The 12,529-nt window shown below is 59.8% G+C and carries 11 protein-coding genes; 7 read left to right on the top strand and 4 right to left on the bottom strand.

The features are described from left to right. Positions 1-3 precede the first annotated feature (3 nt). From EAO82_RS03100 to trmL, 4 genes are all read left to right on the top strand, one after another. Entirely contained in the window at positions 4-648 is a 645-nt protein-coding gene (locus tag EAO82_RS03100; RefSeq protein WP_096346612.1) for a DUF4124 domain-containing protein, read from the top strand. Positions 649-987: 339 nt separating this feature from the next. Next, positions 988-2,067 (top strand): nitrogen regulation protein NR(II), encoded by a 1,080-nt coding sequence (gene glnL / locus EAO82_RS03095; protein WP_096346611.1) that lies wholly within the window; start codon positions 988-990, stop codon positions 2,065-2,067. Positions 2,068-2,071: 4 nt separating this feature from the next. Then, positions 2,072-3,502, top strand: a complete 1,431-nt coding sequence (gene ntrC / locus EAO82_RS03090; RefSeq protein ID WP_096346610.1) for a nitrogen regulation protein NR(I) — start codon at positions 2,072-2,074, stop codon at positions 3,500-3,502. Positions 3,503-3,809: 307 nt separating this feature from the next. Next, complete coding sequence (gene trmL, locus EAO82_RS03085; RefSeq protein WP_096346664.1) at positions 3,810-4,277, top strand: tRNA (uridine(34)/cytosine(34)/5-carboxymethylaminomethyluridine(34)-2'-O)-methyltransferase TrmL; 468 nt, start codon at positions 3,810-3,812, stop codon at positions 4,275-4,277. 6 nt (positions 4,278-4,283) lie between these two features. Here the strand turns inward: trmL and EAO82_RS03080 are convergent, their stop codons facing one another. Beyond that, entirely contained in the window at positions 4,284-5,264 is a 981-nt protein-coding gene (locus EAO82_RS03080) for an NADPH:quinone oxidoreductase family protein (protein ID WP_096346609.1), read from the bottom strand. 208 nt (positions 5,265-5,472) lie between these two features. On the opposite strand from EAO82_RS03080, the gene EAO82_RS03075 reads away from it, so the two are divergent. Then, positions 5,473-5,877 carry a flagellar basal body-associated FliL family protein gene (locus EAO82_RS03075; RefSeq protein WP_096346608.1) on the top strand — a complete coding sequence of 135 codons (405 nt, stop codon included), beginning with the start codon at positions 5,473-5,475 and terminating at the stop codon, positions 5,875-5,877. Positions 5,878-5,907: 30 nt separating this feature from the next. Here the strand turns inward: EAO82_RS03075 and gshA are convergent, their stop codons facing one another. From gshA to EAO82_RS03060, 3 genes are all read right to left on the bottom strand, one after another. After that, positions 5,908-7,485, bottom strand: coding sequence for a glutamate--cysteine ligase (gene gshA / locus EAO82_RS03070; RefSeq protein WP_096346607.1), 1,578 nt, complete (start codon positions 7,483-7,485; stop codon positions 5,908-5,910). Between the two features lie 67 nt (positions 7,486-7,552). Further along, positions 7,553-7,912: a PaaI family thioesterase gene (locus tag EAO82_RS03065; RefSeq protein WP_174958687.1), complete on the bottom strand. Its 360-nt coding sequence runs from the start codon at positions 7,910-7,912 to the stop codon at positions 7,553-7,555. A gap of 44 nt (positions 7,913-7,956) precedes the next feature. Next, positions 7,957-10,302, bottom strand: a complete 2,346-nt coding sequence (locus EAO82_RS03060; RefSeq protein ID WP_096346605.1) for a Tex family protein — start codon at positions 10,300-10,302, stop codon at positions 7,957-7,959. Positions 10,303-10,504: 202 nt separating this feature from the next. Here EAO82_RS03060 and ompR point away from each other — a divergent pair, with 202 nt between their 5' ends. Together ompR and EAO82_RS03050 are read left to right on the top strand one after the other, a co-directional pair. Continuing rightward, positions 10,505-11,227 carry a two-component system response regulator OmpR gene (gene ompR, locus EAO82_RS03055; RefSeq protein WP_096346604.1) on the top strand — a complete coding sequence of 241 codons (723 nt, stop codon included), beginning with the start codon at positions 10,505-10,507 and terminating at the stop codon, positions 11,225-11,227. Continuing rightward, positions 11,224-12,525, top strand: coding sequence for an ATP-binding protein (locus tag EAO82_RS03050; protein ID WP_231703271.1), 1,302 nt, complete (start codon positions 11,224-11,226; stop codon positions 12,523-12,525). Before ompR ends, EAO82_RS03050 begins: the two co-directional genes overlap by 4 nt. The last annotated feature ends 4 nt before the right edge of the window (positions 12,526-12,529 follow it).

The raw sequence follows: 12,529 nt of genomic DNA, 5'->3' as shown, positions 1-12,529 counted from the left end.
GTCATGCCGCGTAGTTACCTGTCCCTGGCGTTAGGCGCGCTGCTCACCCTGGCGAGCGTTTCGGCCCTGGCCCAGATCTATACCTGGAAAGATGCCGATGGCAACACTATCTATAGTGACCGGCCGCACCCCAATGCCAAGACCATCGAATTGCAGCCCACCAATACCGTGCAACCGCCTTCCAACCCGCAAGCGTCGCAAGGCAACAACGCCTCCGGTAATGGCAATGACGATGAGCAGAGCTCGGGCCGCAGCTATCGCGATCTGCAGATCGCCAGCCCGGCGAATGATGAGGCCATTCGCAGTAACGAGGGCACGCTGAGCGTGACTGTGAATACCGATCCACCGCTGTCCAGCGGGCATCTCATGCGCGTAGTGATGGATGGCGAACTGCGCGAAGAAGCCGTTGCGGGAAATGGCCAGGCCACGCAGACTTTGAATCTGAACAACATAGATCGGGGCAGCCATACCCTGGCTGCAGTGGTGTATGACGCACGGGGCAATGTAGTACAGAGCACCGCGGCCATTACCGTGCATATCCAACGCACTTCAGTGAATCAACCCGGTCGCACCGGCAGCAACCAGGCACCACGCCCGGGCAACCCCAACCCGGGCGGCGGCAACAGCGGCGGCTCGGGCAGCAACTGACCTTCGCCAGGGCAGCCCTCCGCACAGCCGCGTATCACCGCGCACCATTTTTGTGCATACTCGGAAAGCGAGCAGCTTTTTCCGTGCACTGCCTTTATGCCTCGGCGCAGGAGCGCGCTTGGCATGCGCTGATCTGAGTCTGGCGGACAAGGCACCCACCTGATGCAAAAGCAGGTTGGAAACCCTGCTGCCAGGCCTTGCAGTCGCGCAGCAGCCCCTTCCACGTCACCTGCCGCATGCCATTGGTCGTCGAAAGCGTGATATGACGCACATCAATCGAGACCACGCCCTGTATTGGTTCGCTTCTTGCATTTGTCTGCACAACCCGAGGGAGTAGTAATGCTGACTGATCGCTTTTTACGCCAGATTCTCGATAACCTGACCACAGCCGTCATCATGCTGGATGCTGAGCTGCGCGTGAATTACATCAATCCGGCAGCCGAGATTTTGCTCGCGGTCAGCGGCCAACGTGTCGCTCGGCAACATTTTGGTGAACTGTTCAATGACTCCGAGGCGGCAATCCAACCTCTGGAAGCAGCCATCCTCAGCGCCAACCCTTTTACCAAGCGTGAAGCCCAGCTCAATCTGACCAACGGCCAGACCTTGATGGTGGATTATTCCGTGACCCCTATCGGCAACCAGAACACCAGTTGGCTACTGATGGAGCTGCACCCGCGCGATCGGCTACTGCGCATTACCAAAGAAGAAGCGCAGCTGTCCAAACAGGAAGTCACCAAGGTCCTGGTCCGCGGCCTGGCCCACGAGATCAAGAACCCGCTGGGCGGCATTCGTGGCGCGGCGCAGCTACTGGCCCGTGAGCTACCGGAGCCATCATTGCGTGACTACACCGACGTCATTATTGAAGAGGCAGATCGCCTGCGTAATCTGGTCGACCGCATGCTTGGGCCCTATCGCCCACCCAATCTGCAGCCGCTGAATATCCATGAAATCACCGAACGCGTGTTCAGCCTTATCGAAGCCGAAACCCAGGGCGAACTGACCCTGCGCCGGGATTACGATCCGAGCATCCCGGACATCATGGCCGACCGCGAACAGTTGATTCAGGCACTACTGAATATAGTCCGTAACGCCATGCAGGCGATCGCCGAAAGCGGCGCACTGCGCCAGGGCCGCATTACCCTGCGCACCCGCGCATTACGCCAGTTCACCATCGGCCAGGTACGTCATCGCCTGGTTTGCCGGTTGGAAGTAATCGACAACGGTCCCGGCATTCCCGCCGAGATCGTCGAAAGTATTTTTTATCCCATGGTCAGCGGCCGTGCCGAAGGCACCGGGCTCGGGCTCTCCATCACGCAAAATATCATCAGCCAGCACCAGGGCCTGATTGAATGCGAGAGCACCTCCGGCCGCACCGTGTTTACCCTGTTCCTGCCACTGGAACCCATACCGGGAGACTAACCCTATGAGCCGAGCTGAAAATGTCTGGATTGTTGATGATGACCGATCCATCCGCTGGGTGTTGGAAAAGGCATTGCAGCAGGAGGGCATGGAGCCGGTCAGCTTCGATAATGCCGACAGCGCTCTGGCACGGCTGCAGCGTCAGCACCCGGACGTCCTGATCAGCGACATCCGCATGCCCGGGACCAGCGGCCTGGAGCTGCTGGCGAGTATTCGCGAGCAGTTTCCCAAGCTGCCGGTGATCATCATGACCGCGCACTCTGATCTGGACAGCGCAGTGGCGTCCTACCAGGGCGGCGCGTTCGAATACCTGCCCAAGCCTTTCGATGTGGATGAAGCCGTTGCGTTGGTGCGCCGTGCGTTGGCCCATAGCCGCGAGCAGGATGGCCAGGAGCCGGATCCTGCACAGGCGCGCACGCCGGAAATCATCGGCGAAGCCCCGGCCATGCAGGAAGTCTTTCGCGCCATCGGTCGTCTCTCGCACTCCAACATCACGGTGCTGATCAACGGCGAGTCGGGCACCGGCAAAGAGCTGGTCGCCCATGCCCTGCATCGCCACAGCCCGCGTGCGCGCAATCCGTTTATTGCGCTGAACATGGCGGCGATCCCCAAGGATCTGATGGAATCCGAATTGTTCGGCCACGAAAAAGGTGCCTTCACCGGCGCCGCCGTGCAGCGCCGCGGACGCTTTGAACAGGCCGACGGCGGCACGCTGTTTCTGGATGAGATCGGTGACATGCCGGCCGAGACCCAGACCCGGCTGTTGCGCGTATTGGCCGACGGCGAGTTCTATCGAGTCGGCGGGCACACGCCGATCAAGGTAGACGTGCGCATCATCGCTGCCACCCACCAGAATCTGGAAGGCCTGGTACAGGCCGGCGGCTTCCGCGAGGATCTGTTCCACCGCCTCAATGTAATCCGCATTCACATTCCCAAGCTGGCCGAGCGCCGTGAAGATATTCCCGCGCTGGCGCAGCACTTCCTTGCGCGCGCCGCGCAGGAGCTTGCGGTGGAACCCAAGGTCCTCAAGCCGCAGACTCAGGACTATCTGCGCAACCTGCCCTGGCCGGGTAACGTGCGGCAGCTGGAAAATACCTGCCGCTGGATCACCGTCATGGCCTCAAGCCGTGAAGTGCTGATCGAAGACCTGCCTCCGGAAATGCTCACTCAGCACCAGGACAGTGCGCCAGATGGGCATTGGGAGCACAGTTTGCGCACTTGGGCCGACCAGGAACTGGCCCGTGGCGTGTCCAACCTGCTCGATATCGCGGTACCTGCATTCGAGCGGATCATGATCGAAACCGCCCTCAAGCATACCGCCGGTAGACGCCGGGATGCCGCGCAGTTACTGGGCTGGGGCCGCAATACCCTGACTCGCAAGATCAAGGAACTGGGGATGAATATTGACGGCAATGACGAGGACGAAAGCGAATAAGCGACACTCCATGCGAAACTGGCACGCTTGATGCTTTAGTAATAGTGGGTGTATTTGGGGTGACTCTGGTTCAGGCAGGCCAGAGTCGCCTTTTTTTATGGGCGATCGAAAAGCAGCTGGAAGCTGGAAGCTGGAAGCTGGAAGCTGGAAGCGTAATCAGTTTTGGGCTTGGGTAGCGGCCGTCAAACACTTCTTCTGCGACAACATTACTTTCCTGCACGAGTGCAACTTGCCGCTTCAAGCTTGCCGCTTGCCGCTGCGGGCGCCTACACTGCGCGACCATTATGCCACATCCGAAGCGCCCGCCATGTTCCATATCGCCCTGCTCGAACCTGAGATTCCGCCGAATACCGGCAACATCATTCGTCTGTGTGCCAACACCGGTTGCCAATTGCATCTGATCGAACCGTTGGGGTTTGAGCTGGATGACAAGCGCTTGCGCAGGGCGGGGCTGGACTATCACGAATTTGCTGCGGTGAAGACCTACGCCAATCTGCAAGCCTGCCTGGCAGCAGTCAAACCCGAGCGGGTTTTTGCCTTGAGCACCAAAGGTAAACACGGATTCAGTGAGGTGGCGTTCAAGCCGGGGGATTTGTTTCTGTTCGGGCCGGAAAGCCGGGGGCTGCCTGCCGAGATACGCGATGCTCTGCCGCAGGACCAGGTGCTGCGCGTGCCAATGATGCCCGGCAGCCGCAGTCTGAACCTGTCCAACAGTGCTGCCGTGCTGATCTACGAAGCCTGGCGCCAGCAAGGTTTTGCCGGCGCCGGGCTTTGATCAAGATCAGTCGCGGACTTTAACCACGACCTTGCCCACGGCCTTGCGCGAGCTCAGCACTTCAAGCGCGTCTTCGTACTGATCTAGCTTGTAGGTCAGCGACACCAGCGGCTTGAGCTTGCCTTCGCTGAACCAGGCGAACAGTTGCTGGAAGTTTTCCAGGTTGGCCTGCGGCTCACGCGCCGCGAACGAGCCCCAGAACACCCCGACAATGGACGAGCCCTTGAGCAGGGCCAGGTTGGCCGGAAACTCGGGGATGCGGCCGCTGGCAAAGCCTACTACCAGCAAACGACCCTTCCAGTTGATTGAGCGCACCGCCTGGTCAAAAAGGTCACCACCGACCGGATCATAGATCACATCCGCGCCCTGGCCCTTGGTCAGTTCCTTGACCGCATCCTTGAGGCTCACTTCGCTGTAGTTGATCAGCTCATCGGCGCCAGCAGCTTTAGCCACTTCCAGCTTCTCGGCGCTGGAGGCAGCGGCGATGACCCGAGCACCCATGGCCTTGCCGATTTCCACGGCGGCCAGACCCACGCCACCGGAAGCACCGAGGACCAGCAGGGTTTCGCCCGGCTGGATGTTGGCGCGCTGCTTGAGCGCGTGCATGGAGGTGCCGTAGGTCATGCTGAAACCAGCGGCGGTGACGAAGTCCATATCCTTGGGCATCGGCAATACGCGCATCGCGTCAATGGCGATCTGCTCGGCAAAGCTGCCGAAGCCGGTCAGGCCCATGACCCGGTCACCCGGCTTCAGGTGTTTGACCTTCTCGCCCACACTGGAAATCACACCCGCCGCTTCACCACCGGGTGAAAACGGAAATGGCGGCTTGAGCTGATATTTGCCTTCGATGATCAGGGTGTCAGGGAAGTTGACCCCGGCAGCGTGAATGTCGAGAACCACTTCATTGGCTTTGGCGACCGGATCAGCGGCCTCTTCCAGTACCAGGTTGCTCGGCGGTCCAAAGGATTTGCACAATACGGCTTTCATGACGACTCCATTGTTATCAGGGCGGTTATCAGGTTTTCACACAGTCTAGTCGCATGCAGGGCCGCCGGGTCAATGACCATGCCTTGAATTGATTGATACCCATAAGAATGCGACAGGGAACCTGGGCACCGTTCACCTTTACCAGGAAAGTTTGGCGACGCGGGCCGGCTCGGCTATCCTGACGCCAACGTTAAGGGAGTCAAAGCTGATGCGATTGAGAACCACCTTGTATGCGCTGCTGTTATCCGCTGTAGTCGCGTTGCCGGCCCAAGCCAATGAAGAGGCCGCACCAGCAGGGCCGCAGTATGTGGAAATGAAGCCATCGTTTGTCGGCACCATCGGTCCCGGTCCGCGCATTCAATATATGAAAGTCGATGTGGCGCTGCGCGCCAATGATCCGACTGCGGTGGAGCGCATCCAATATCATGACCCACTGATTCGCAATGCTCTGGTATCGCTGTTCGGGCGCCAGACTCCTGAAGAGCTGGCGACGCTGGAAGGCAAGGAGCAGCTCAAGCAGCAAGCCCTGGAGGCCGTGCGTGCGGTACTGGAGGAAGAGGAAGGCAAGCCGCTGGTGGACGACCTGCTGTTTACCAATCTGGTGACACAGTAACCGCACTGCCCGAGCCAACGCGCCTGGATATCAGGCGCGCTGACTCAGATAGGCCTCGACGAAACTGTCAAAATCCACTTCATCCGCTGCTTCAATGGCCGCCTGCTCTGCCAGCGAGCTATCCGCCTGGGCTTTGCACGCACGCAGCGTTTCAGCGTCCAATGGCCGGCTGATAAATTCGCGAGCATGTGCCTGTGACTGTGCCAGAGCGAAGCGGAAAAAACTGTTGTCGTGCTCGGCCAGCGCCTCTAGAACCCGCGCGGAAGGAGTAAGCGCGGCGTCTTCAAGCTTCGCCCGCTGCAGTGCCAGGCTGGCACTGTAGTCGCTGGTTTGATGGCTGCTATCCAGCAGGCTCGCGCACTTGGCGATGTCTTCCAGCAACGCCAGACCCCACTCCTTCAGCTCCCGTGGCTGGCCGCCATCGGCCAACTGCAAACCAGGCTCGCGCCCGCGTTTGACCGCCAGCGCGAAGTTGTCACCGGTCTCGGTGCAGGCCTCTTCGGTCAGCGCCGGGCTGTCCTGCAGCGCGCAGTAGAGCAGGAAGCTGTCGAGGAAGCGGGCGCTGGTCGGCTCTATGCCCAACGGCACAAAGGGGTCGATATCCATACACCGCACTTCGATGTACTCCACTCCGCGCGACGCCAGTGCGTAGACCGGCTTCTCGCCGCTGCGCGTGACACGCTTGGGACGGATCGGACTGTAGAACTCGTTCTCGATCTGCAGCAGGTTGGTATTCAGTTGCTGCCACTGACCCTGGGCATCATGCGTCCCCAACTGGTCGTAGCGCGCATAGGGCAGGCTGATGGCTTCCTGCATGCTGGTGATATAGCTGTCCAGGCTGTTGTAACAGACGTTGAGGCCGGACTGGGCATTGTTGTTGTAGCCCAGGTCGCTCATTCTCAGACTGGTCGCATAGGGCAGGTACAGACTTTTCTCACCCAACGGCAACAGCTTGTGATCGCGGCCTTGCAGAAAGGTTGCGCAGACCGCCGGCGAGGCACCAAACAGATACATCAGCAGCCAGGCATAGCGGCGGAAGTTACGGATCAGATCCATATAGCGCTCGGACTGATAGTCCTGGGCCGAGCGCGCATCACCGGCCTGCTCCTGCAATACGGCCCACAGTTGTGGCGGCAAGGAGAAGTTGTAGTGAATACCGGCAATACACTGCATGGCCTTGCCGTAGCGGATAGCCAGGCCACGACGATAGACATGCTTGAGCATGCCGATATTCGAGGTGCCGTACCAGGCAATCGGAATGTCGGCATCCACCGCCGGTAATTTGCACGGCATGGACTCGGTCCAGAGCAACTCATTGTCCAGCTGGCTGTAGACGAAGCGGTGAGTGACGTCCAGATGCTCGAACAGGGTGTCCAGGCTGGTGCTCACTGGCGTAATCAGTTCGATCAGCGCTTCGGAGTAATCGGTGGTAATGGTCGGATGCGTCAGCGCCGAGCCCAACGCCAGCGGGTGCGGCGTGCTTGCCAGGCCACCCGTTGGCGTGGTCCGCAGGCTTTCTTTCTCTATCCCATGCTGGCAACCATTTAACCGCTCGCGGTAGGTCGGTTGAGCCAGCAGTTCCAGGGTATTGCTAAACGTTGGTGACAAGGTTGCCACTCCTAGCTGTCAGGCTGGCCGCGAACTGCGCACCAGCGTGAACTTGAATAAGTATGGATCAGATCCGCGCAAAGGTACCCAGCGCTTTGGCCACCAATGCGCCGTCCTGCCAGATCTCCCCGTCCACCACCACGGTGCGGGTACCAGCATGTACGACCTTGCCAAAGCACTCCAGTTCGCCGCCAATCACCGCGCGCGTGTAGTTGATCTTGCATTCTACTGTAGCAGTGGATTCATGCGGCTCCAGAACGCTGAACGCGGCAGCGCCCATGGCCGAATCGAGCAGCGAGAAGATCACCCCACCATGAACCCGCGCAGTCCCGTTGAAATGCTCCTCGCGGATGGGCAACAACAAGGTGCACAAGCCCTTCTCGATGGACTTGAATTCCACACCCAGCATCTTGGTGAATGGGCTCATGCGGTTCCTCGCGATCTCTTGCAGATTCGGGTGTTGGCTCATGGTCAGCGCTTCTTCAGGTCTTTGGCATTGGCAAACAGGTTGGCAAAGGTACCACCGGCCGACGCTGGCGCACCAGCCCCGCCAGCCTGATTGCGCCCCTGACCCTTGCCCTGGTTTCGATTGCGCTCACCCTGCGGACCAGACGACTGACCAGCCTTTTCACCGGCGGCGCCGGGCTCGTCCGACAGCCGCATGGTCAGGCTGATGCGCTGCCGCGGAATATCCACTTCCATGACTTTGACCCGGACAATATCCCCGGCCTTGACCACTTCCCGCGGATCCTTGACGAACTGCTGCGAGAGCATGGAGATATGCACCAGCCCATCCTGATGCACGCCAATATCGACGAAGGCACCGAAGTTGGCCACGTTGCTGACCACACCCTCCAGCTGCATCCCCGGTTTGAGATCGCGGATGCTCTCGACCCCTTCCTGGAAGGTCGCCGCCTTGAACTCCGGTCGTGGATCCCGGCCGGGCTTGTCCAGCTCCTTGAGGATATCGGTGATGGTCGGGATACCAAAGTGCTCGTCGGTATATTGCGATGGTTCCAATTGACGCAGAAACGTCGAGTCGCCGACCAGACTCCGGATATCACGACCAGTCTGACTGGCAATGCGCTCGACCAGCGGATAGGCCTCGGGATGCACCGCCGAGGCGTCCAGCGGATTGCTGCCGTTCATTACCCGGAGGAAACCTGCGGCCTGTTCAAAGGTCTTGTCACCCAGACGGCTGACCTTGAGCAGCTCACGGCGGCTGGCAAAGGCTCCATGCTGATCGCGATAGTCGACGATGTTCTGTGCGATGCTCGGATTCAGCCCCGAGACGCGGGTCAACAAGGGCGCGGAGGCGGTGTTCAGATCCACGCCCACCGCGTTCACGCAATCTTCCACCACCGCATCCAGACTGCGTGCCAGCTTCACCTGTGACACGTCGTGCTGGTACTGGCCTACGCCAATGGACTTGGGATCGATCTTCACCAGCTCGGCCAGCGGATCCTGCAGACGCCGAGCAATGGACACCGCGCCGCGGAAGGTCACATCCAGCTCGGGAAATTCCTTGGCGGCCAGTTCCGATGCCGAGTACACCGAGGCGCCCGCCTCGGACACCATGATCTTCTGCATCGGCAACTGCGGGCAGAGTTTCAGTAACTCACCAGCCAGCTTGTCGCTTTCCCGCGAAGCCGTACCATTGCCAATCGCGACCAGGGTAACGCTGTGCTTCTTGCTCAACGCCGCCAGCACCGCCAGCGACTCGTTCCACTGATTACGCGGCGCATGCGGGAAAATCGTCGTGTGATCGACCAACTTGCCGGTCGCATCCACCACCACCACTTTGACCCCGGTACGCAAACCCGGATCCAGCCCCAGCGTGACCCTTGGTCCGGCGGGCGCCGATAGCAACAGATCTTTCAGGTTGCTGGCGAATACCCGAATCGCTTCGTCTTCTGCGCCTTCACGCAGATCACCCAGCAGCTCGGTTTCCAGGTGGCCCAGCAACTTTACCCGCCAGGTCCAGCGCACCACTTCGGCTAGCCATTTGTCCGCTGCGCGGCCCTGGTCCTTTATCGCAAACGCCTGGGCAATCATGCCCTCGCACGGGTGCGGCGTACCGGCAGGCACATCGCTGTCACCCAATTCCAGGGCGATACTCAGCATGCCTTCGTTGCGGCCACGCAGAATCGCCAGCGCGCGGTGCGAGGGGACCTTGCTCAGTGCTTCAGAATAATCGAAGTAATCGCGAAACTTGGCGCCGTCCTGCTCTTTGCCAGGCACCAGCTTGGAGACCACGCGGCCGTCTTCCCGCAGCGCACGGCGCAGCGTTTCCAGCAGGCTGGCCTGCTCGCTGAAACGCTCCATCAGAATATATTTGGCGCCATCCAGAGCCGCCTTGGTATCGGCAACGCCCTTGTCGGCATCCACATAACCGGCGGCGGTCTGCTCGGGATCCAGTGTCGGGTCGCCAAACAGCAGATCGGCCAACGGCTCCAGGCCGGCTTCGATAGCAATCTGGCCCTTGGTCCGGCGCTTGGTCTTGTACGGTAGATACAGATCTTCCAGTCGGGTCTTGGTTTCAGCCCCGCAGATGTCGCGCTCCAGCTCGGCCGTCAGCTTGCCCTGATCAGCGATGCTGTTGAGAATCGCCTGGCGTCGGTCCTCCATTTCCCGGAGGTAGCGCAAGCGCTCTTCGAGATAGCGCAGTTGGGTATCGTCCAGACTACCGGTAACCTCTTTACGGTAACGGGCAATAAACGGCACGCTGGCGCCTTCATCAAGCAGTCTGACAGTGGCGTCGACCTGTTCCGGGCGAACCGCCAGTTCATTGGCGATGCGCGAGGCAATAGATTCCATGCTGAAGTATCCAGATCAAAGTTGGCAGGCCCGGCAGTATAACCGACGAAACCCGATATGGGGTGACAGCACCGAGGGTGGAAGAATTCTGGCCAAAGCGCCGCGAAACTTGTACAAAAGAAACCTCTTGTAACAATGCCTGAACACCCAAACAGGCCGCTTCAGCCACAATGCTTACAACTTGAACAAGGTGAGAAAGCGCATGACCAGCGAAGGCGAAAAGATCCTGATTGTTGATGACGACGTTCGATTGCGCAGACTGCTCGAGCGCTTTTTGACCGAGCAGGGTTACCGGGTACGCGCGGTGGAAAACACCGAGCAGATGGACCGTCTGCTGGCCCGCGAACTGTATTCCCTGATCGTGCTCGACCTGATGTTACCCGGTGAAGATGGCTTGACTGCCTGCAAGCGCCTGCGTGATCAGGAGAACACTACCCCGATCATCATGCTCACCGCCAAGGGCGATGAAGCCAGCCGGATTCTTGGTCTGGAACAGGGCGCTGATGACTATTTGCCCAAGCCCTTCAATCCCCGCGAACTGGTAGCACGGATCAAAGCGGTGCTGCGCCGTCAGGCGCCACAAGTACCCGGGGCACCCGGTGGCGAAGATGAAGAAGTGACCTTTGGCGAGTTTGTACTCAGCCTGGCTACCCGTGAACTGCGCCGTGGCGAAGAAGTGCACATGCTTACTACCGGTGAGTTCGCGGTACTCAAGGCCCTGGTGCAGCACCCGCGCGAACCGCTAACGCGCGACAAGCTGATGCAACTGGCGCGCGGACGCGAATGGGATGCGCTGGAGCGCTCGATCGACGTACAGATCTCCCGCCTGCGCCGCATGCTCGAGCCCGATCCCTCCAAACCCCGGTATATTCAGACGGTATGGGGTGTCGGCTACGTATTTGTGCCGGATGGTAAGCATTCGTGAAGGGCGGCCCTGGCTGGCATCCGTTGCTGCCACGCAGCTTCTTTGCCCGCACCATCCTGCTGGTTCTGCTGGTCACCTTGTTCTCCAAATTGCTCACCATGTTCTACCTGATGAGCAACGAGGATCTGCTGGTCGACCGCCAGTACAGCCACGGGACTGCCATGTTGATCGGCTCTTATTGGGCCGCGGGCCCGGAAACCCGGGCCGACATCGAAAAAATGACCGGCATGATGCTGGTCCCGCACTACCAGGTACCGCCCGGCGAAGTGCACTGGCCGTACACCGGCATATTCACCAATCAATTACGCGCCGAGCTTGGGGATCGCACCGAGGTCCGCGTGCGCATTCAGGGTGAGCCGTCAATCTGGGTGCACCAGCCGGCTTATCAGGACAACTGGCTGAAAGTACCACTCTATGCGCACCCGCTACGTGGGCAGCGGATCTGGATGGTGGTGCTGTGGTTTGTGTTGATCGGCATTCTGTCTACTGCCGCCGCGTGGATATTCGTCCGCCAGTTGAACAAGCCCCTGAAAAAGCTAGAACAAGCAGCCAGACGTATCGGTAGAGGGCAAAGTGTGCGTCTGCTCGACACCAACTGTCCGGCGGAAATCGCTGAGGTGTATCGGGCCTTTAACCAGATGGCCCAGGACGTCGAACAAGCCAACCGCGATCGCTCGATGCTGTTGGCCGGCGTCTCCCACGATCTGCGAACGCCGCTGACGCGCATGCGTCTATCCACCGAACTGCTGTCCAGCGCCGAGCCGGATCTGACCGAGGGCATGATTCGCGATATTGAGGATATGGACGCCATTCTCGACCAGTTCATGGCATTTATGCGCGATGGCAGTACTGAGGCGGTTGAGCCGGAGGACATCAACGACATCATCATGGAGGTGGTCGCACCGCTGAATACCGGCGAGGAAAAAGTCCGCCTGTGCCTGGAGCCGGTGCCCAAGGTAAAGCTCAGACGCCTGTCGATCAAACGGGTGATGAGCAATCTGATCGACAATGCACTGCATCATGGCGGTAGCGGGATCGAGGTCTGCACCTATGTCACGCGGGCCGCAGCTCAACCCTATCTGGTGGTAGCGGTGCTGGACCGCGGGCCGGGGATCGATCCGACCGAATGTGAATCACTGTTCGTGCCCTTTACCCGTGGCGACCGGGCCAGAACCACTACGGGCACCGGTCTGGGTCTGGCGATCGTCAAGCGCATCGCCGAAACCCATGGGGCGACAGTGCAGCTGCTCAACCGCAGTGGCGGCGGTACCGAAGCGCGGCTCAGCTTTCCGATCTGAGCCG

It is taken from the genome of Halopseudomonas pelagia (genome assembly GCF_009497895.1).
Classification (GTDB): Bacteria; Pseudomonadota; Gammaproteobacteria; order Pseudomonadales; family Pseudomonadaceae; genus Halopseudomonas; species Halopseudomonas pelagia_A.
This window is presented reverse-complemented; position numbering and strand designations above follow the sequence as displayed.

Bases quoted from the DNA above. Each gene is read 5' to 3' on its own strand.
- EAO82_RS03100 (WP_096346612.1), top strand. From the start codon at position 4: ATGCCGCGTAGTTACCTGTCCCTGGCGTTAGGCGCGCTGCTCACCCTG.
- glnL (WP_096346611.1), top strand. From the start codon at position 988: ATGCTGACTGATCGCTTTTTACGCCAGATTCTCGATAACCTGACCACA.
- ntrC (WP_096346610.1), top strand. From the start codon at position 2,072: ATGAGCCGAGCTGAAAATGTCTGGATTGTTGATGATGACCGATCCATC.
- trmL (WP_096346664.1), top strand. From the start codon at position 3,810: ATGTTCCATATCGCCCTGCTCGAACCTGAGATTCCGCCGAATACCGGC.
- EAO82_RS03080 (WP_096346609.1), bottom strand. From the start codon at position 5,264: ATGAAAGCCGTATTGTGCAAATCCTTTGGACCGCCGAGCAACCTGGTA.
- EAO82_RS03075 (WP_096346608.1), top strand. From the start codon at position 5,473: ATGCGATTGAGAACCACCTTGTATGCGCTGCTGTTATCCGCTGTAGTC.
- EAO82_RS03065 (WP_174958687.1), bottom strand. From the start codon at position 7,912: ATGAGCCCATTCACCAAGATGCTGGGTGTGGAATTCAAGTCCATCGAG.
- EAO82_RS03060 (WP_096346605.1), bottom strand. From the start codon at position 10,302: ATGGAATCTATTGCCTCGCGCATCGCCAATGAACTGGCGGTTCGCCCG.
- ompR (WP_096346604.1), top strand. From the start codon at position 10,505: ATGACCAGCGAAGGCGAAAAGATCCTGATTGTTGATGACGACGTTCGA.